A 20580-nucleotide genomic window follows, 5' to 3' on the forward strand; every position below is an offset into this window, starting at 1 on the left:
ATTCCCCATTCCCCATTCCCCAATCTGAGATTATCAGGTTGCAGCATCCATCTGGAACCTCTAAGGTAAAATTGCGTCTTATGTGCTAATCTGGGGCGCTTCCCGTTAATTAATGACAAGGGGAGACTTTTCAGTTAACGTCATCAAGTTGGCCTTTGTAATTTCTATTTATTCAAGTTAGCTGTGCCCTTGAAATATGCTCTGGTTCATGAGTGGCTGACACCCAAAGCCACCGGTGGTTCAGAACTCGTTGTACGAGAAATTTTGAATCATATTGATGCTGATTTGTATGCTCTCATAGATTTTGAATCCAGTAATCCTGAAAGTTATTTATATAAGCGTCAAATTGGCAAGACGTTTCTTCAGAACTTTCCATCTGCCCGCAACGGTATACAAAAATACTTGCCTTTGTGGCCTTTGGCAATTGAACAACTTGATTTACGGCATTATGATGTAATTCTGTCTTCATCCCACGCTGTTGCCAAAGGAATTCTTACCACTCCCGAACAGATGCATATTTGCTACTGTCACAGCCCTATGCGCTATGCCTGGGACTTGACTTATGATTATCTGCGCCACAGCAAACTGGGTAGTGGTTTCGCTGGATGGGTGACACGATATTTATTACATCGTTTGCGCCAGTGGGATGTATTGAGTGCCAATCGCGTTGATTACTTCATTGCTAACTCGCAACATACAGCTCGGCGGATTTGGCGTTGCTATCGACGAGAAGCAACAGTCATTTACCCACCAGTGAATATTGCGGAATTTCCGTTTTTGTCTGAGAAAGAGGACTTTTACCTGACAGTTTCTCGGTTAGTGAGTTACAAGCAAATATCGTTGATTGTCAAGGCTTTTAATCAACTAAAACGACCATTAGTAGTCATTGGTACAGGAGATGAAATGAATAAGATTCGCGAGATGGCAAACTCTAATATCCAAATACTAGGATGGCAACCCGATAATGTGGTAAAAAAATATATGTCTAGGGCTAAGGCGTTTGTATATGCAGCTTGTGAAGATTTTGGTATCGCCCTAGTGGAAGCACAAGCCTGTGGCACGCCAGTGATTGCCTACGGTGCAGGGGGCGCTCTAGAAACAGTGCGAGATATTCGCTCTGGAGTGGATACAGGGACAGGTATATTCTTCAGGACGCAAACAGAGGCGGCTTTAGTGGAGGCAGTAGAAAAGTTTGAAGTGTATGAAGGTTCGTTCAATTCCGAGTATATGCGATCGCACGCCGCGCAGTTCTCACCGCAAATTTTTGCTGATCGTTATTTAGATTTTGTAAACAAATGCAACGAAAAAAGGCCATTTTTGTAATGATGGTCTTGAATAACGTCTTATTTTTTTAGGCTTTTGGCAATTTTCCCCAGAAGAACCTCATTTTGGCTTTAATATTGGGACTATGTGTGGTGTGGATTATTAAGGAGTATGATGACTGCCCAGAGCTCACTCCTCTCCGGCAAGCGAGGCGTAAGGCAAGACACCAGAACGTCTACGCGTTTCTTAAAACGCGGTCAAAAAACGAAGACACCAAAAGTTAAACCCAAAGGTTTATCTTTTCAGGGTTTAAACGGAGAGTTTGCCAAACGACTGTTCGATATAGTGTTTTCGCTGTCGGTGTTAATTTTGTTCTTCCCCGTCTACTTAATTTTGGCCTTGCTGATTGCTTTCAGCTCAGAAGGCCCAATTTTTTACGTCCAGGAACGGGTAGGGAAAAATTACAAAACGTTTAATTGTATTAAATTCCGAACAATGGTAAGCAATGCGGACGAAATCCTCATGCAAATGATGGAAACATCGCCCGAATTGCGACAAGAATTTGAAAGCAGTTTTAAGCTGAAACAAGACCCCCGGATTACCAAAATTGGTCGATTTTTGCGAATTACTAGCTTAGACGAATTTCCCCAGTTCTGGAACGTTTTAAAAGGGGATATGAGTGTAGTCGGCCCCCGACCCTTAGTGGCAGAAGAACTGCCAAAATACGGTTCTTACATTGATGAGATTTTAACGATCCGTCCAGGAATTACTGGTTTGTGGCAGGTGTCTGGGCGTAATGATATTCCCTACCCTCGGCGAGTCCAAATAGACCTGCATTATGCTAGGTTTAGGAATTTCTGGCTTGATTTATGGATCATCTTGAAAACTGTTGATGTGGTCATTCTGCCCAAAAATAACGGGGCATACTGAGTAACTACTTAGGGTCGATTCTGTGGGGCAGTTAATGCCCCTAAATACCAATTTTTCCCCTAAGATTAAACGATTGTTCTTCTTTATTTATATAGTTATCTATAATTTATGCGTTTCTACTTAACTTAGACTTCTTAGAGTGTGTATCTGTGGTTTGCTTTGCTCTTATTCTGATTTTTGGCAAAAGTCTAATTTAAAATATTTATTTTATTCAGTCTTCACAAAACCTATTACATTATGAAGTTTTGAAAAAAAAGAACGTATACAAAAATAATCTTGATTTATCTAGTAAGAGAAATATACATAATTAAACAATCTTGGTATATCTAGTTTAACTTCCGTGTTAAATTAATTTTTATTAAGTATATTTATTTACGGATGAAGTCTCTTAACAACAAAGAACTCGTAGGTTTACCATTAGGCAATTGAGCAATTAGTTGCTAGGTTGTATCAGATTGGCTGTAACTTTTTAATCAAAGACATAAGGGATAATTAAGCATGACGCAACAGAAACGAGCGTTGATTACTGGTATTACTGGTCAAGATGGTTCATATCTAAGTGAATTTTTGTTAGAACAAGGTTATGAGGTTCATGGCATTATTCGCCGAACTTCTACCTTTAACACAGACCGCATCGATCACATTTACGAAGACCCCCATAAAGAGGGAGTGCGGTTGTTTCTTCACTATGGTGACTTGACAGATGGTACGACGCTGCGACGTATTTTAGAAGAAGTCCAACCAGTAGAGATTTATAACCTGGGCGCTCAATCCCATGTCAGAGTAAGCTTTGATTCACCAGAATACACGGTGGATGCTGTCGGAATGGGAACGTTGCGTCTGTTAGAAGCAATTCGGGACTATCAACACCGTACCGGAATTCAGGTGCGCTTTTACCAGGCGGGTTCTTCAGAAATGTACGGTTTAGTACAAGCAATACCTCAAACTGAGACAACGCCCTTTTATCCCCGCAGTCCCTATGCCTGTGCGAAAGTTTACGCCCACTGGCAAACTGTAAATTATCGTGAGTCTTATGATTTGTTTGCTTGTAATGGCATACTCTTTAACCACGAGTCACCACGGCGGGGTGAAACCTTTGTAACCCGCAAAATTACTAGAGCAGTGGCTGGTATCGTTGCTGGTAAGCAGAAAAAAATTTACATGGGTAATCTAGACGCAAAGCGAGATTGGGGCTATGCGAAGGATTACGTTAAAGCAATGTGGTTGATGTTGCAGAAAGACCAGCCAGACGATTACGTAATTGCGACAGGTGAAACCCACTCGGTGCGCGAGTTTTTGGAACTGGCATTTAGTTACGTAAATCTCAATTGGGAAGATTATGTAGAGTTTGATGAACGTTACCTTCGTCCATCTGAGGTAGAGTTGTTGATTGGCGATTCTACCAAAGCACGGCAGAAGTTGGGCTGGACACCATCAGTAACCTTTGAAGAACTAGTTTCCTTAATGGTAGAAGCAGATTTACAAGCATTGGGTCACACTTCACCCAATGGAAATGGTTCGCAATTTCCATTAGATATTGCGACTATTCGTCAACAACTGGGCGCTTTGCACTTCTGATTCGCACCACAGAGGATAAAAATATGACCGACTTAGAATTAAAAAATAAACGCATTCTTGTCACTGGTGGGTCGGGGTTTCTAGGTCGTCAGGTGATAGAGCAACTGTGTAAAGCAGGGGCTGAACGTGAGAAGATTACAGTAACGCGATCACGCGATTGTGATTTGCGTGTTTGGGAAAATAGCCAACGCGCAGTTGACCAGCAAGACGTAATTATCCACCTAGCAGCTCATGTTGGGGGTATCGGTCTAAACCGTGAAAAACCCGCACAGTTGTTCTACGATAACTTGATCATGGGAACGCAGCTAATTCACGCTGCCTATCAAGCTGGAGTAGAAAAGTTTGTTTGTGTTGGCACAATCTGCGCCTATCCTAAATTTACTCCGGTGCCATTCAAAGAAGATGATCTTTGGAATGGCTACCCAGAGGAAACCAACGCCCCCTACGGAATTGCTAAAAAAGCGCTTTTAGTCCAATTGCAATCTTACCGCCAGCAGTACGGTTTTAATGGGATTTATCTACTGCCAGTGAATTTATATGGCCCAGAAGATAACTTTGACACAGGAAGTTCTCACGTTATTCCAGCATTAGTTCGCAAAGTTCACGAAGCCCAAATTAAGGCAGAAAAGCAACTCCCAGTTTGGGGTGATGGCAGTCCCACCCGTGAGTTTCTGTATTCAGAAGATGCAGCGCGGGGGATTGTTATGGGAACTCAATTCTATAACGAATCGGAACCAGTTAACTTGGGAACAGGTTATGAAATCTCCATCCTTGATTTAGTAACTCTAATCTGCGAATTGATGGAGTTTAAGGGTGAAATTGTTTGGCAAACTGACAAGCCTAATGGTCAACCCCGCCGTTGTTTAGATACTGAACGGGCAAAGCAAGCCTTTAATTTCACGGCTCAGGTGGGCTTTGAACAAGGGCTAAAAAATACCATTGAGTGGTATCGTCAACACGCTGTATAATCATTACTAATGTAGGGTGGGCAATTCTCACCCTACTTTTTTGAGCAAAAATTAGTGATGCTTTTTGTACTCTCCGTTAAAAATCAAACGGGTGCGTGAATAATATTTTCTTCAAAAGTCTAATTTTAGGAAAACCTCAGATTCGTGATCCAAAGCCCATTCAATGTCCCAATCTATAAATCCAAGGCTGCGGTAAAGTTTTGATGCTGTTTCGTTACCTCGCTGATAGCTCGTTGCGATTAACTCAACTTCTGGGTACAGTTTGAGACGCCTGATCACCTCCAGCATTGTTGCTCGTCCGTACCCCTTTCGCTGATACTTGCAGTCGATCATTAGGCGAAGAATGAATCCAACGCCTGATACTATTTCGTACATTGTGAAGCCAATCATCGGCAATTGAGCTTGCTCATAACCCACTACAGCAGCATCATAGATAGCTAAAGGAAAAAGATTCGGGTTCACCTTTGCTTGAGCTAATGATTGTACGTTCGATGCCACAAGCCCCTTTTGAGATTCTTCTACTTCCAGGCTGATACATTCATGGAAATTATCGAGGGTTATGTTACGTAAATGAACCTTAGCCAAGCAAACATCCTCCTGTTCTTGGATACCTAACTTACAATTAAAACGCACAATGCTGTTTAAAAAGTAAGTTTCTGAATGTGGACAAAGTTAATCATCAACTAAATAAGGCAGAACTACGGCGCACTCTACTTAAAACACGTCAATCAATGTCCGTTCGAGAGTGGAGAGAAAAAAGCGATCGCTTATGCTCTCATTTACAAAACTCTATTTTGTTTACCCAAGCAAAAACAATACTCGCTTATTTTAGCTTTCGCCAAGAACCTGATCTCAGTCCACTATTTGCAAACACCAAATACCGTTGGGGATTTCCTCGCTGCATTGATAAAAAATCCCTATCTTGGCATATTTGGACACCGAGTGATTCTATCCAAAGCGGCGCTTATGGCATTACTGAACCACACCCCGACGCTCCAATCTTAGATGCGGCTGAAGTAGATTTGATTCTTGTCCCCAGTGTAGCTTGCGACTATCAAGGATATCGCCTGGGCTATGGTGGTGGATATTACGATCGCTTGCTCAGTTTACCGCAGTGGCAGACAAAGCCGACTATCGGAATTGTCTTTGAGTTTGCCTATTTGTCCGAAATATTTATTGAGCCTTGGGATAAACCACTACAAGCTATTTGTACGGAAACCGGATTGACTCGAAAAGGTCGAAGGATTCACGATAACTAAGACATCTTATAAAATGTTTTATGACTAATCCAACCTCATTTACCACTCAACAGGAAGCAATCATTGACGAGATTATCGTAACTAGCCTCCAAGCTCAACAAAAAACTGATACCAATTAAATCTAATTTATAAAAATTGAAATACCAAGATACCCGACTTTTTAAATAAGTCAGAAATATTGTTTTACCGGATAATTGTATAACTGCTGTATATGGTTTTTATGAGACTAATGGGCTCAAGAATCTGATAAATACTTAATTTGGGTAACATAATACATTTTATACATTTGGACAAACTATGAATAAAGATAATGAACTAACTGAAAAACTGAACAAGATGTTGACTGAACCCGCAGAGAAAGAATCTGCTCTTAATTTTTTAAGATTGAGTAATTATTCAAAAGCCGAATCAATTGTAATTTTAAAAAATGCTTTGGGTATTTGTCTTCTTGAAGCACAAGATATCATTCACAATAGTCAAACATGGAGTAATGTAAAAGAACGCGATGCAAAAATAAACAACGATTTCTGTGATTTTTTGGAAGGATTAGGAAGTTTAACAAGTGAAGATACTTAATTATATTTATATGTGAATAAATTCCAGAACAGAATTAGGTTAATTGTTTTAACCAGATTTATAATGATAGGTTAGGATAAAGTTAATCAAATTCTCAAGTAAAGCTATGTCTGACTCAATTCAGTATGTCACCCTGCTGAAACTTTAACAGTTAATACTTTTTAATTTGAGCATATCATTATTTAATTTTCAAAAAAGATAATTTTTAGGACTTACGTATTGACAGAAAAGCTAAAATAACAGGTATAGAATTCATCGGCTTATAGCTAGGTTTTTCAATGAGATTTTGGCGATCGCACCCAATCAACGGTGATTGACAAAAGCCTGAAACAACGTATTTACGTTAATGCACAAGATAGTTATTTTGTACAGTGCGGAAGTCCTAATTTTCTATATTAATCAAATGCTGAACTGGAAAAAATCACGATCGCAAATTCTGCTAATGTATGCGCTATTGGGAGCGATCGCACTGGTGATGCTCTTTCCTTTACTGTGGCTAGTTAGTACAGCATTGAAATCGCCTACAGAAAATATTTTGCAGTCGCCACCACAGTTATTGCCTGCGTCACCTACGCTAGATAACTTCTTCAGTGTCTGGAACTCTTTACCTTTTGGACAATACCTGTATAACAGTACTTTGGTGTCAGTGCTGACTGTGGGCTTAAATCTGCTGTTTTGCGCTTTAGCTGCCTATCCGTTGGCAAGATTATCATTTGTCGGGCGAGACTGGATTTTTGTAGCGATCGTCTCTACGATTATGATTCCCTTCCAAATCGTGATGATTCCCCTTTATATTTTGACAGTCCAGTTGGGTTTGAGAAATAGTTATTTAGGGATGATTTTTCCGAGTTTAGCTTCTGCCTTTGGCATTTTTCTGTTGCGTCAAGCTTTTATGAGCGTACCCAAAGAGATAGAAGAAGCCGCGCGAATGGATGGAAGTTCGGAGTTAGGTTTGTGGTGGCATGTGATGTTACCAGCAGTTCGCCCAGCATTGGTAACTTTAGCTATTTTTGTATTCATTGGTGCTTGGAGTGACTTTTTGTGGCCTTTAATTGTCATCCAAGATGAAAATTTATACACTCTTCCCTTGGGAGTTGCAAAGCTGGCAGGTACATTTTCCCTTGACTGGCGGTTAGTAGCTGCTGGTTCAGTAATTGCGATCGCCCCAGTATTATTACTATTTTTGTTTTTGCAACGTTACATTGTACCCACAGAAACTGGTAGCGGGGTTAAGGGTTGAAGAATTAAAAAGTCAGAAGTCAGAACAAGAAAGTGGTAGATGTAGCTTTAGCTTCCCGCAGGGTGGGAGATGAGAGAGAAATAATTAATGCCCCAATTCAATAAGCCCCAGTCTTTTTCAAGACTACCCAAATAGTTTTAATAATCAGACTCAGGTCATAAGTTACAGACCACTTACGTTGATAGTCTATATCCATCTTGACAATGGTTTCAAAGTCTGTAATGCTAGAACGTCCATTAGCCTGCCATTCTCCAGTAATACCTGGTTTGACTCGCAATCTATCCCAGTGGTGTGGATCGTAATTGCTGACTTCATCAGGAGTGGGTGGACGAGTACCAACTAAACTCATGTCCCCTACCAGAACATTCCAAAATTGGGGAAATTCGTCTAAACTAGTACGCCGCAAAAATTTACCCACAGGAGTAATGCGAGGATCGTCAACAGATTTAAAGATGTGGCCTTTGGCTTGGTTTTCAACCAAATGCTTGAGTTTATCGGCATCGACAATCATCGAACGGAATTTCCAGATGCGAAAAGTTTTTCCGTTTAAACCACAGCGAATTTGGGAATAAAATATTGGGCTTGGAGCATCTATAAAAGTAACAATTGCTACAGGAATAGCTATGAAAAATGTAATTATCAGCCCCATAATCGCTCCAACAATGTCAATTAATCGTTTTCTCACGCTTAAGGTTGACGGGTGGAAAGGCTGTTGCGAGCAATTAACTGAATAAAGATAAAGATGATTCACAACGACTAAACTTATCTACAACAGGACTTTTTGAATCAGTAGTGTAGACATGAACATAATTATTAAATGATTTTTATTGATTTTGTCAATACTACTGAGTGTTAACATACACAAAAATTAAACAATATAAAAACCGAAAACCTAAAGTTTACAGAATCTTTTAATTAAAGTGAGAATTTGTAAAATTACAGTATTTCATCCCATAAGTTAAAAACAGCTAGTGTTATGGATACACATGCAAAACATTACAGTGTTGAGAGTTGAAAGCTCATCAGGATGTGACTGACTCAGAATGACACATGAACCTATCCTACTATTCTAATAGTCTCTACTTCTTTTCGTAAAATGTGCTTAAAAACCCTGATTTTTCGTTTTCAGTTCTCAATAAGCTTAAGCTTTGTAGCATATATATTATTAGTGGGATAGGTTCATTCGTGATGTAAGTAAAACGGCGTAAATAATTAAAGGTTTGTAGTAAGGACTTTAGTCCTAAAAGAAAGACTGAAGCTCTTACTACGAAATCGATTACAATATTTTTACATTACTTAAAATAGTTCAATTTATTCGCACCGACTTACTTACTAATCTCAATGATTAACCTCTAAAGCGAAATTCACTAAGTATGCTTCCTCCAGTGATTGCTGATTACTAACCTTGATTGCATCTAGATAGCGACGCAAAGACAATAGTTGTTGGGAATTGGGACGATATGTGAGACTCCCTTGTTTATCAAAAAGTGGTGCTGTAGCGATCGCCTGATAGTCAGGATTTTCTTGCGAACTCTGAGTCAGCCAAGCCGAATCTGTAACTGAAGGTATCAAACCCGAAGGCAGTTCACCTTCCAAAAAAGCCAGCAGACGTTGCTGACAAGTGCGAGTATTAATTCCACGACCCTCAAATAACTGGATAACTTCACCGAAAGATAAGGGTCGGTCTGGTAGCAGCCGCAGCAATTCTGTAAATAGGAAATAATCAGTGTATTGTTGCCTGGGTATATCTAATATCTGGGGATGCAGAGGCAGCATCGCCAAACCATGAGCAACCCGGCTACAATTAGGAGCGCCGTTTTCGCCAAGATATAAATCTTGAATAATCTTAGCGCTGGGGAGTTTTTGCCGTAGCCAACGATTCACCGTCCCGATACAAGCCACCCCACCAGTTAGAATAGCTTGATTAATGGATTCTGTAGGGATGCCACGAGCTACCAACAACTTGTTGAGTTCTCGGTTCAGGCGACGCACAAAAGGGATAAATACCTGGCTTTCTAAATCTCGTCGCGGCAAAATCCACTGCTGATCGGCCAATTCTAGGGTGAAAGAGTCTTGGTGTTGCAAAATCAGCTTTAGAGCTAGTGCGGCATCTAATACCGCCTGTCCCAACAGGGAACTTTCTAGACGCTGCTGGAGGCGAATCCGAGCGGTGATATCTGGCTCTCCAACTCTGGGTAGTTCTAATTCTTCCAACCCTAAACTCTGCCAACGCATTTGGTCTAAACCGGGAATTGACGGTTGCCATTGCCAAGGATTATTGGTGGTAGTTTTGCGTAGGCGTAGCCCGCCGCAGGCATCACTTTGTGTTTGTGGGCGTGATTGCCGAGATTTCGGTGGCAATAGCAGCTGGCAGATTATATCTTGTTCAATTCCCTTACCAGCATAAGCAAAACTGTGGAGCATGAAATCATTGTATGTCAATTGCTGCAATGTTTCTGGGAGATTGACCAGCAGCATTTCTGTGGCAGTTGCCCCAATGTTAATCACAAGGGTATTGCCAACAATGGGATCTTCGCTGGTTTTTGCCGGATGAGAACCCTGATGTTCGCTTAATTTTACTTGCTCACCGTTAGCAGCATCGAGTTCTGGGAGTAAACTAGCGATCGCTTCTTCGACAAAAAAGACTTGCTGCGGATGTTGGATGAGTTTACTTGTGAGTAAAGCTTCCCGCACGTTAAAGCGGTATTGTTCCGACCAACTAGATGGACAGGTGCAAATTACACCAGCAATATTATTGATAATTTTGGGGAAATCTTGTTCGCTGATCCCCATAGCAGCAGCCATTAAACTAGGGGTGGTAGAAGTTTTTTCGGATTTGAGAGTTAATAGTAGCTTAGAGAGCGATCGCACAACCCAAATCAAAGGACCTGCCGAAAATTCATTTAATTGCAAAACAGGTTCCCATTTCTGCCGTTCACTCTTGTAGGGAATGGCTACTTGTAAATAAGGCTTCAACTGCGCCGAGTAGAGATTATTTGTCGTCGCATCTGTTGTTGTCCGTGTTGCAGGAGTGTTGGCCGAGCGATCAGGAACTTTATCTTGGGCAACAGCCGCAGGTACAGTCCGCTCATGTACTTCGATACTTTCGTTTTCTCCGTGAGGTACAGAAGCTGTAGGCAGATAAACCTCTGTTGGTAAACGAAATGATTGCTGAAAAGAAGTTTTTCCCGGCAGATTTTCTGCTGACCAGTAGATAGGATGTACAACAAAAGTAGAGTTATTTAATAATGTTGCAGAAATTCCTGTTGTACCTAAATCAATTCCTAAATACCAAACAGATTCTAGAACATTGAGCGAAACTTCTGGATTGTTGATGGAGTTGGAAATTAAAGGTAAAGAACTTTCTTCAACAGGAGTTGTGGCTTCCTTTTCTTGTTCAGTTTCTATCTGGGGAACTGCCAAACTAGAGAAAGCAGCAGTTGAGGTATTTTCTTCTACTATTTGGAGATTTTCTGTTGGCGGCTCAGGAGAAGTTATGGGAATTATGTCTTGATTTTCATCAAGTAGTTCTGAGAAAATATCCAAGTTGGTAGCTGGCTGCGACTCAGAATTTAGCTGTAGATCAAAATTAGCTAAATCCCGATCTAATTGCTGCAACTGTTCTTCATCTAAAGAAATATCAAGTGCGGCTGGAGCCTGGTTTGACTCAACACAAAGCAAGTTTTCTTGTGGCGAGGCAGCAATGTAGTCATCTGAAGACAGTTCTGGCTGCTCATTGTTAATTAATACTTCCGGTTTGGCAATCGCAATTTCCGCAATTTCCGCTACTTCGGAAGTAAGTGGTGCTGTAGTTGTGCCATTATCCTCAGAAAATGACACTTCCAGCAGTTCCTGCTCATTACCTGTATCAGGCAATAGCTCAGTTAGAGTATTAATTGTATCAGCGCTAGCTGGCTGATTGCCGATCTCCAAGTTGTCTATTGCGGAAACTGCTTGTGGAGTAGAGAAACTAACAAGCTCTATATCTGTATCTTCTTCAAAAAATAGTTCTTCCTGTGAATCTGATAATGCTGTAGTTTCTACTGGAGTCTGTTGGGTTGTTTCTGGGTTAACGTTGCCCAGATCGAACAGATCCGTCGTATCTGCTGTTACAGCCTCAGAATCCACAGTCGGAGGGACAGATGCGCCCTCAGCGATGTTCAACGTTGATTCTGAGGCTGTGGAAACTTCAAGACTTGGATTATTAACATCACTAGTACCAAACAAGCTGGCGTAAAGTTGGTCTACTTCATCACCAATTAAAGCAGAAATATCTTGCGGTAATTCAGTCTGCTGGGAAGATTGAGACGAGTCTATACCAAGCTGCAACAGCGCTGCATCTAAATCTTCTGTAATGTCTGTAATGTTAGTATCTTGTTGCTTAGGATCAATTGTTAGCGAAGATGTTTCTGGCTGTATAAGCTCTAAGGGTTGGGGTGCAACTCCAGCAGAAATCTCGGCGGGGTTAGTTAATGATGCTGGTGTATCAGATTTGACCTCAAGGAGAGATGGTTGGGAACTAGGGGATTGCTGCTGCAAATGCTGGGTTAAATTATTGAGAAAGCTGGCCATCAACTGTTCGCCTTGCATCCCCTGACTATGCATTCTTGCCAATGCTTGCGACAGGGACTCGTGATAAGTATTAATATTACGCTGTAGTGCTTCAAATACTACATTTACAGTTCCATCTAGTGATAATAAACGTTGATCCAATTCCTTGGCGAGGTGAGTTAAACGCTCCGCAGGGTCTGGTGATTGTAATAACGGTTGAGTTGCAGAGATTCCTGGTTCTGAATTTGCACTATTTGCTCCTGAAGAACTGGCAGAATTTTCCCGCGTCTGTGCTAGTAGTGGCGTTAAAGTTGGCACAAGACGACTCATGAGTACCTGTAAAAACTCGGTAATCATCTGCTCCTGGTTTGTCAACTGCTGCGCTAAGGAGTAATTTTGCAATCGCCTTTGCTCTAGCTGCCTAATTTCCTGTATGAGAGCGGCTCGCTCTTGCAAGAGCAATTCTAATTCCGATCGCAATGGCTGGATCAAGCTCGAAAATTCACTTTTTAATTGTCCTGCCCCAACAGTACTCTGTTCCTGATTGGGTTCGGGCCGGGGTAGTGGATACTGATTATAACCTTGCTCAATAAATTTTGTTAATATTGGCGATGGCTTTGCCATCGCCAAGGGCGAACGCGATTCTTTAGAAGACTCATTTGGGATGCCATTCTCTAATGCTTCTTTTTCTTCTAGCCTCACCAAGAAGTTGCGAATTCGTTCTAAAACTTCTTTAGGCTCTTGCGCCTGACCAGACAGAAATCTAGACATACGCTTGCCACCACTGGCAAGTAAGTTGTCAATGTCTGCGATCAGCTTTTGAATTTCGTCTGCACTGGAAGTCACTTTTATCACCTTACTTAGAGATATATGTCAACTAATGTAACAATTTCTTTACAATCACCGTACTTCATGGGATCTTGCTACGCGCAACGTCGGTCATAAGAGAAGTTTTGAGTGGCAAAAGTCCCTGCTTGGACTTGTGACTGTCATTATGTTATGGATTACTGCCAGTCGTGGCAATCTTCAGTCAGCGTTTGTGTGGAAGCTTAGTTTTACAGATCATTAATTGCCTATTTTTGAAAATCGCTAAAATACCTGAGCAATAATTTACTCCCTTTAGTATCATTAATGTTGTTTGCTTATATTGTGAGACTAATCAAGTTTGCAGTGCAGCTAGCCCCTAAGCAATACTGTTGCAGGCTTTAAACTACTTTTTGCAAAACTTTTACCCCGTTTAAACTTATAGGTAAAGATTATTTAGAAAAACGTTCTTGTCGCTTTCTTATGTAGCATAGTTTAGTTTTCTTTTTGAAAGGGAGCTGTGCAATGATAGCTTAGGCTGAAAATGGCGCTCTTGTTTGTTGTGTGTATATATAGCCGCTTGAATAAAGATGTCGTAATGGAAGACCGATATAGCTTGCAAGCACAGGCTAATTCCTGGATGATCATGTCGTCGGCTCCCTTTTTTCAAGGGTTGCCAGAAACTGCTGTAGAATCAGCCCTCATCCATCTTGTTACCCGCACTCACCCAGCCAATCAGGTAATTCTGCTGGAAAATGACTGGGGCGGTTCTGTGTATTTTATTTTGGACGGATGGGTAAAAATTCGCACCTACAATCTGGAGGGAAAAGAGGTAACGCTGAATATTCTTGGTAAAGGGGAATTGTTCGGTGAAATGGCGGCGCTAGATGAAGTGCCTCGATCTACAGATGTGATTACCTTGGCCCCAACGGTAATTGGTAGTATGCCTGCTCAGGATTTTGTCAAGTTACTTCAGATAGAACCCTTAGCGGGAGTTCGATTGGCGCAACTAATGGCACGACGTTTGCGGCAAGTAAATCGCCGATTGCGGTTGCGGGAATCTGATAGCCAGTCACGGGTGGCAGATACGTTGGTATTTTTGGCAGAAGGACAGGGAAAAAAAGGGCAAACAGGAACCGAAATCCCCAATTTACCTCATCGAGAATTGAGTAGTTTGAGCGGGCTGGCGCGGGAAACTGTGACAAGAGTGTTGACAAGGCTAGAAAAAAAAGGCTTGATTAAACGGGATCAAGACACTATTTGTATTCCCGATTTGTCAGCCTTAGAAAGAATGATCGTTTAAAAACTTGTCAGATATGAGTATTTTAGATTCTTTGCCAGATGAGCCAGAGGAAGATCCATTGCCTGAGCCTCCAACTCCCCAAAATCATTGGTTAGACAAAGAACAGCAGTTAATGCCTCCTCAACTCAAGGCTGATGCGCCCTTAAGGATGGTGGAAACGGCGTTTTTAGCAAGTGCCGCTAGCTTGATTTGGTTTATTAATTTCTACTTTCCCTTGGGTCCAGTTTTGCGGATATTTTTTCCGGTACCGATCGCTTTAGTTTATCTGCGTTGGGGCAGGCGTGCGGCATGGATGGCAGCACTCACCTCTGGGTTACTGCTGACGGTACTGATGGGGCCAGCCCGTAGTTTGCTGTTTGTCATGCCCTACGGATTTATGGGCGTGCTTTTAGGAGCAACGTGGTATCGTCGTCGTGTTCCTTGGATTACTTCCATCACCTTGGGTACACTGTTGGGTACTTTGGGGGTCTTTTTTCGGCTGTGGTTGCTGTCTGTTTTGTCAGGTGAAGACCTATGGATTTATGTAATTACCCAGGTGACTGAGTTCATAGAGTGGGTATTTTTTAACTTGAGTTTGTTGACGAGTCCCAGTGTGTTTTTAATTCAAGTGGGAGCGATCGCTTTAATTGTACTCAACAACTTTATCTACCTTTTTGTGGTACACCTGGCAGCATGGTTGCTTTTTGAGCGTCTGGGTAACCCCATTCCCCCTCCACCACGCTGGGTACAAGTCCTCATGGATTATGAGGGATAGTTATTAGTCATTAGTCATTAGTCATTAGTCATTAGTCTTTGGTTAAATGATAAGTCCTAACTAATACCCAATGCCCAATTCCCAAATTCGCATTTATACGCAAAAAGAACAGGGTGAAGAATGGCTGCGACGGTATCGTGGCTGTCTACCCGTATTTGCCTGTGTTTTAGGATTTACTGAAACTGGTTTAATTCCAGGGATTTCAGCAGCCGGTCGCACTCCAGAGGATCGGAAATATACTGCTTGTGCCGATGCCGAGTTTTTGTACTATGGTCCAGAACATAAAGCCCAATATCCCTTACCACCCTTAGCGGCTGGGGCTTCACCTGTGCTGATTTCTCGCGCTGTCTTTGAGTCACTAAAGATATCAGTTCATTTGTTTAATGCTGGTTTACCTCAGTCTCCGGCTGTGCCAGTAATTGATTTAGGCGGCACAGCTGCTCGGTGTTTAAGTAGTGGTGCTGCTATGGCAATCACAACGGTACACCACTTGTTTAAACAAGGGCTACTTTGGGGCGAACGCCTTGCTGCCAATAACCAACATAAGTATGTGATTCTCGGTGAGTGCGTCGTTGGAGGCACTACAACTGCCCTGGCAATCTTAACTGCTTTGGGTATAGATGCTGTTGGAAAAGTTAACAGTAGCCACCCTATTTGTAACCACCCGCAAAAGTGGGCACTAGTGCAAGCTGGGCTAGAGAAGATGAGGGGGAGCAGGGAGCAGGGAGCAGGGGGAGAAAATTTTACTTTGTCCTCCTCATCTTCCCCTGTTAACCCCTTGCAACTCGTCGCTGCGGTGGGTGATCCGATGCAAGTGGTGGTAGCTGGGATGGCGATCGCTGCTAGTCGGAGTTGTGGTGTAATGCTTGCTGGTGGGACGCAAATGCTGGCGGTTTATGCGTTGATAAGTGCGATCGCTCAAACTTGCGCCTTATCATGGCAACCAGAAGAAGTAGTTGTAGGCACAACTCGCTGGGTGGCAGAAGATCCTACTGGAGCTACAGTTGACTTAGCCCTCAACTTAGGAAAAGCCAACTTAACTCAGAGTGGAAGAATCCCTCCCCTATTGGCAACTCATCTGAGCTTTGCTGATTCTCGTTATCCCCAACTCAGAGCTTATGAGCAGGGCTTTGTGAAAGAAGGTATAGGTGCTGGAGCCGCTTGCATAGCCGCTCATCTTAGTCAAGATTGGCAGCAACACCAGCTTTTGGCAGCCATTGAAGTCCAACTTGAACGGCTAAGTAAAGCATCTCATTAATTCTTAGCGAATTAAATTCGGCAAGACTCTGCGCCTCACCAAAGTTATAGGCTGAGGTTTCCTTTGCTCATACCTCTCTCTCTACCTTTAAAAACGTTACAATCTTACGCAAAGCTTTACTTAGCCAAATCAGCAGTTAATAATCTAATCGTTATTCAAATTGCATCTGCGTGTTTCACGAACTTTTGCTCTCAGGAAGCCAGAAACTCCTGACAACTCTTGTGTGTCTGTGCGTAAGAGTGTCTTTCTAGCAATTTGAACTATGCAACTTTGTTTACCTTCTTATTTTCAGGAGAATTATCTGATGAAATTAGTAAAAAAGCTTGGTATTGCTACCGCTAGTGCTGTTATCAGTATTACTGGTGTCGGTGCATTTTCTGCGGCACAAGCTGTACAGCTATTTGATTTTCAATATTCTTTTCCCAGTTATGAAGCAAATGGTACAGGGATTTCCGCTAGCGGCACTCTTACCACCACCGATTTAGATCCTATAAAAAACAATTACACAATCACAGGAATAACTGGAACAAGGACAATTCAAGGAATTTCCGAGACAATCATCGGCCTACTCTCACCAGGTACATACGGAATCAATGATAATCTGTTGAATGCGAGTACGCCCCTGTTAACCCAGAACGGTTTTTCTTACCTGGTTTCTGGAAGCGGAGAAGACGGAAATGGAAACGTTAACGTATTCTATAGTAGTTTCAATGAAGGTTATTCAGAGCTTTCAAGTGATGTAGATTATGGCAGCTTTAGTGTCGTACCACGTCCTGTTCCCGAACCCTACACAGTAAGTGGTTCATTGGTTGCTCTTGGTCTTGGCTGGTGGACGAAGCGAAAGCAAGCAGTAGCTTCCCAGAAGAAGCCCCATAAAATATCTATCTGTTAGATTCATAGTGCATCTGCGATCTAGATTGCATTAAAATGTGCTTGCTATCCTACTTTTATAGTAATACCAAGTCGCGTTCATGATATATCACTAGACGACTTGGTATTAACATAGAATATCAGCTGTAACTAAAATTAAAAACTTCCAGGATTGTCATCAAGTGCTAGCAAGAAATTAATCAGGTCTGTTTGCTGGTTGGAATTAAACCCAGACTGTCTATCTACGTAGAAATAATGACCAGTACCATCAAGGTTACTACGCACTAAACTAGGGTTAGCTTTGTTAGCTTTCACAACTAAGGCACGAAGATCGCGATCAACCAAGGCACGCAAGCTGTTAGCTGGATCGGCAGGTATACCTTGACTGAGAGTGCCAGAAAGCCCTAAGCCAGTCTTGTCAACAACCGCGATCGCATTTGAGTCAACTTTCAGGCTTCCTGCTCGTACTGCTGCAGCACCATCATGCAAATATGGTGCGCTTAGATAAAGACCACGCAAGGAAGTAGTTTTGTAACCACCTTTTGGCAATATACCTTTGGGTAGAGTTGTGGGACTATCGGAGATACCCTGCGTTGGTAAATCCAGGACTTCAGCATTAGCAGGTATGGGAACGGGAGTGTTAAAAGTATATAGCTTGGGCGGTACTAACAAATTACTCAGCCCCAAGCGAGATTGGGCACGAGCGGGGTTAGTACGAATTTCATCAATTGGATGAATTTTGTTGTCAGTGAAGAATGGTGGAATATGGCAAGTTGCACAATTAGCTTTCTCAAATACTTTTGCGCCACGCTTAACAGAATTGCTGTTCAAGGCTTGCCAGTTTTCCGAAGTTTGGTTAGCAGGTGGTACTAAGCTATTTTGAAAAGCAGACATAGCGTTGTCAGCAAATAAGAAAGTGCCACTAGCAATATCACTAGGCTTTCCAGTATTTGGGCTGAAAACCAAACCGTTGTAAGTAAATAAACTGGGACGTAGGTTTGGGTAATTTCCTGTACCAGGAGCAGGAATTTGGTCTTCTAATTGGGCTTGTGTAGGATTCGGTGCAAACTTCCGCAACCACTGTGAGGGTTTTACCGGAGGCCCTTCTGGTAAACGGAGGCTAGGAACAGCAGCATTTTGAAGAAATGTACCAATATAAACTTCTGGATCAATACCAAGGGTTTTTGCACTAAGTTGAGCAGCTGCCGACAGATTGATTTCCGAAGAATGAACACCGTTGCTGACAGCGCTGAGTCCCGCAAACGGCCCCACACCAAACTGTCCATCAAGGAAATAAGGATGATTCTTAAATGTGAACATACTGGGAATTTGAGTAGTATTGTTGAGACTATCTGATGAACTCTCAAAATTACCAAAAGGCACATCCAATACTGCATCGTCAAAAGCTTTTTCAAACTTTTCAGGATCAGGTAATTCTACTTTATTACCTTTACTATCCAGAATAATTTTTCCATTACCTTTGTATTGTGGATCTAAGGGATTAAACTTTAACCGCGAAAACCCTGCGGCTGAATTTGGTGCTAAAGCAACCAGCAGGGGCGTGGCAATTTCGCCATTAGGTACTCCCAAAAGACGTTCACCTTTATTTGAAAGAGATACATGGCACGCAGCACAGCTAATATCAATATTAGGTGTGATTCCTAGCCCAATAGGAAAAGTTCCTCCCTTTTCCATTTTTAAGCCTGTATTGACGACAGTTCCTTTGGGAAAAGTTCGACTACCTAACGCTATATCCTTCTCAAGAATAATTTGTAAGTTAGTTGTCGGTTGACCTTGCAACTTAACTATTGCTGTCTGTAATTCTGGCAAAATTTTAGCAATGCCAAGTCCAAAACCAAATGCCCCTTGTAAACCAAATGTGTCACCAATCTTACGGTTCAAGAATATATCTTCACCTTGGGCGATTAATTCCTTAGTAATTTTAACTGCCCCTACCCGTTGATAAGAAATGGGATTATTAGGATTGAGTCCCTTATTTGCAACTAGTTGTGATGCTTCTTGAGGACTAAGCAGTTTGCCGAAATAGTCGTAATAGCCTAGCGGTTGAGTAGGAGCAGGTTGCAAAAGGTCAATTTTTGCGAAAGCTGTCTGGCTTGTCATCAACCAATTTGATAACAAAATGCCAAAAACACTAATGATAAAAACGCAGATAAATAATAAAATTTTGGTTTTTGAACCATACAACACCCTAAAGACACCAGTCTTAGGGTTATTTTTTTGTTTCATAGTGAGGTACTCACTAAAATCTTATAGGTAGATATATCACACTATTACGTATATATATGCAAGAGTGTGTTTAAGTTTTTTATCAATTTAATTGCTGGATTAGTTTGTGATACTTAATATATGCTTACAAAGCCATCGCTCAACATTAAAATAATTCGTAATTCGTAATTCTTAATTAAGTTTTGTAAGGGGAATTAGCGTTAAGTTCAAAGCGCCGGAAAATGGCGCTTTGCTAGCGCAGCTTTAACGATGCTCAAACTGACGCTGAAACCTTTGTAGGACAGTAGCTTTATTTTTTAGATTTTACTAATAATCTGTAACGTGGAAAAAGTATTTGCCAAAAAAACAGGGTTTTTGCTGGATAAAAAAAACCGAATTCTTAATTTTGGATAAAGTTGAGCTAAGAGAGAAAGAGCCACAAAACTTTCCGCTTGTTAGTTGCTATGCAACTTAAACCCCAGAATTAGTTAAACTTAAAGGCTTTACTTCCTTCTCTCTAGCCATTTTTTTAATTCGTTGAACTCAGGTTAAATTTAATGAATTCTCTCTCTAAGTAATTGTTCTTCCAAAGCAGCAATGCGATTATATGCTGCTGTTAATTGCGCTGTAAGTCGTTGTATTTGAATTTCTGGTGTTATGTTATCTCCACCTTGACGATGCATGTCTAGATAAATGCCATCTGTCAAGACATCCTTGTGTTCCATTTCTGGATTTAAATTGTTACGTCCTTTGAACTGGTAGCCTCCAGCCGCGCTATTTTCCTGATAATTATGCTTTGCTTGTGTATTCGCTAAAGAACACTCTGAGAAAGCTTGAGCAACTTTACCATCAAGCTGCTCAATTACTTGGTAGAGCGCATCCAGTTTTTCATTTAAAGTCAGGATTTGCTTCTGTAATGGCTCCATTTAATACCCTCATCCGTACATTTTCTTTATGTTATTCAATTTACTCTCAATGTTAACTATACTTATGGATTATT

16 protein-coding genes are annotated in these 20580 nt (G+C 41.5%); 11 read left to right on the top strand and 5 right to left on the bottom strand.

Annotated features, from left to right (window positions below):
• The first annotated feature begins 183 nt into the window (after positions 1-183).
• The 4 genes from ACFE90_RS15885 (at position 184) to ACFE90_RS15900 (ending at position 4739) form a co-directional block, all read left to right on the top strand.
• Entirely contained in the window at positions 184-1323 is a 1140-nt protein-coding gene (locus ACFE90_RS15885; RefSeq protein ID WP_375502092.1) for a glycosyltransferase, read from the top strand.
• Between the two features lie 114 nt (positions 1324-1437).
• A complete protein-coding gene (locus tag ACFE90_RS15890; protein WP_375502126.1) occupies positions 1438-2193 on the top strand; it encodes a sugar transferase in 756 nt (251 codons plus the stop codon).
• 498 nt (positions 2194-2691) lie between these two features.
• Entirely contained in the window at positions 2692-3771 is a 1080-nt protein-coding gene (gene gmd / locus ACFE90_RS15895) for a GDP-mannose 4,6-dehydratase (protein ID WP_375502094.1), read from the top strand.
• A gap of 23 nt (positions 3772-3794) precedes the next feature.
• On the top strand, positions 3795-4739 hold the full coding sequence (locus ACFE90_RS15900) for a GDP-L-fucose synthase family protein (RefSeq protein WP_375502096.1): 945 nt from the start codon (positions 3795-3797) through the stop codon (positions 4737-4739).
• A gap of 111 nt (positions 4740-4850) precedes the next feature.
• Here the strand turns inward: ACFE90_RS15900 and ACFE90_RS15905 are convergent, their stop codons facing one another.
• On the bottom strand, positions 4851-5324 hold the full coding sequence (locus ACFE90_RS15905; RefSeq protein ID WP_375502098.1) for a GNAT family N-acetyltransferase: 474 nt from the start codon (positions 5322-5324) through the stop codon (positions 4851-4853).
• A 77-nt stretch (positions 5325-5401) separates the two neighbouring features.
• On the opposite strand from ACFE90_RS15905, the gene ACFE90_RS15910 reads away from it, so the two are divergent.
• The 3 genes from ACFE90_RS15910 (at position 5402) to ACFE90_RS15920 (ending at position 7814) form a co-directional block, all read left to right on the top strand.
• Complete coding sequence (locus ACFE90_RS15910) at positions 5402-5998, top strand: 5-formyltetrahydrofolate cyclo-ligase (RefSeq protein WP_375502100.1); 597 nt, start codon at positions 5402-5404, stop codon at positions 5996-5998.
• A gap of 297 nt (positions 5999-6295) precedes the next feature.
• Entirely contained in the window at positions 6296-6574 is a 279-nt protein-coding gene (locus ACFE90_RS15915; RefSeq protein ID WP_375502102.1) for a hypothetical protein, read from the top strand.
• A gap of 403 nt (positions 6575-6977) precedes the next feature.
• On the top strand, positions 6978-7814 hold the full coding sequence (locus tag ACFE90_RS15920) for a carbohydrate ABC transporter permease (protein ID WP_229488235.1): 837 nt from the start codon (positions 6978-6980) through the stop codon (positions 7812-7814).
• 97 nt (positions 7815-7911) lie between these two features.
• On the opposite strand, the gene ACFE90_RS15925 is transcribed toward ACFE90_RS15920, so the two are convergent.
• Positions 7912-8565 (bottom strand): sugar transferase, encoded by a 654-nt coding sequence (locus ACFE90_RS15925; protein WP_375502104.1) that lies wholly within the window; start codon positions 8563-8565, stop codon positions 7912-7914.
• Between the two features lie 587 nt (positions 8566-9152).
• On the bottom strand, positions 9153-13211 hold the full coding sequence (locus tag ACFE90_RS15930) for a hypothetical protein (RefSeq protein ID WP_375502106.1): 4059 nt from the start codon (positions 13209-13211) through the stop codon (positions 9153-9155).
• A gap of 556 nt (positions 13212-13767) precedes the next feature.
• On the opposite strand from ACFE90_RS15930, the gene ACFE90_RS15935 reads away from it, so the two are divergent.
• The 4 genes from ACFE90_RS15935 to ACFE90_RS15950 all read left to right on the top strand — a co-directional run bounded on the left by ACFE90_RS15935 (position 13768) and on the right by ACFE90_RS15950 (position 17376).
• A complete protein-coding gene (locus tag ACFE90_RS15935; protein ID WP_324977280.1) occupies positions 13768-14472 on the top strand; it encodes a Crp/Fnr family transcriptional regulator in 705 nt (234 codons plus the stop codon).
• Positions 14473-14485: 13 nt separating this feature from the next.
• Positions 14486-15226 (top strand): DUF2232 domain-containing protein, encoded by a 741-nt coding sequence (locus tag ACFE90_RS15940; protein WP_375502108.1) that lies wholly within the window; start codon positions 14486-14488, stop codon positions 15224-15226.
• A gap of 70 nt (positions 15227-15296) precedes the next feature.
• Positions 15297-16484, top strand: a complete 1188-nt coding sequence (gene cobT, locus ACFE90_RS15945; protein WP_375502110.1) for a nicotinate mononucleotide-dependent phosphoribosyltransferase CobT — start codon at positions 15297-15299, stop codon at positions 16482-16484.
• 304 nt (positions 16485-16788) lie between these two features.
• Positions 16789-17376 carry a PEP-CTERM sorting domain-containing protein gene (locus ACFE90_RS15950; protein ID WP_375502112.1) on the top strand — a complete coding sequence of 196 codons (588 nt, stop codon included), beginning with the start codon at positions 16789-16791 and terminating at the stop codon, positions 17374-17376.
• A gap of 134 nt (positions 17377-17510) precedes the next feature.
• On the opposite strand, the gene ACFE90_RS15955 is transcribed toward ACFE90_RS15950, so the two are convergent.
• On the bottom strand, positions 17511-19601 hold the full coding sequence (locus tag ACFE90_RS15955; protein ID WP_375502114.1) for a hypothetical protein: 2091 nt from the start codon (positions 19599-19601) through the stop codon (positions 17511-17513).
• Positions 19602-20134: 533 nt separating this feature from the next.
• Entirely contained in the window at positions 20135-20506 is a 372-nt protein-coding gene (locus tag ACFE90_RS15960; protein WP_375502116.1) for a hypothetical protein, read from the bottom strand.
• Positions 20507-20580 lie beyond the last annotated feature (74 nt).

The organism is uncultured Nostoc sp., assembly GCF_964245445.1.
In the GTDB taxonomy this organism is placed as follows: domain Bacteria; phylum Cyanobacteriota; class Cyanobacteriia; order Cyanobacteriales; family Nostocaceae; genus Nostoc.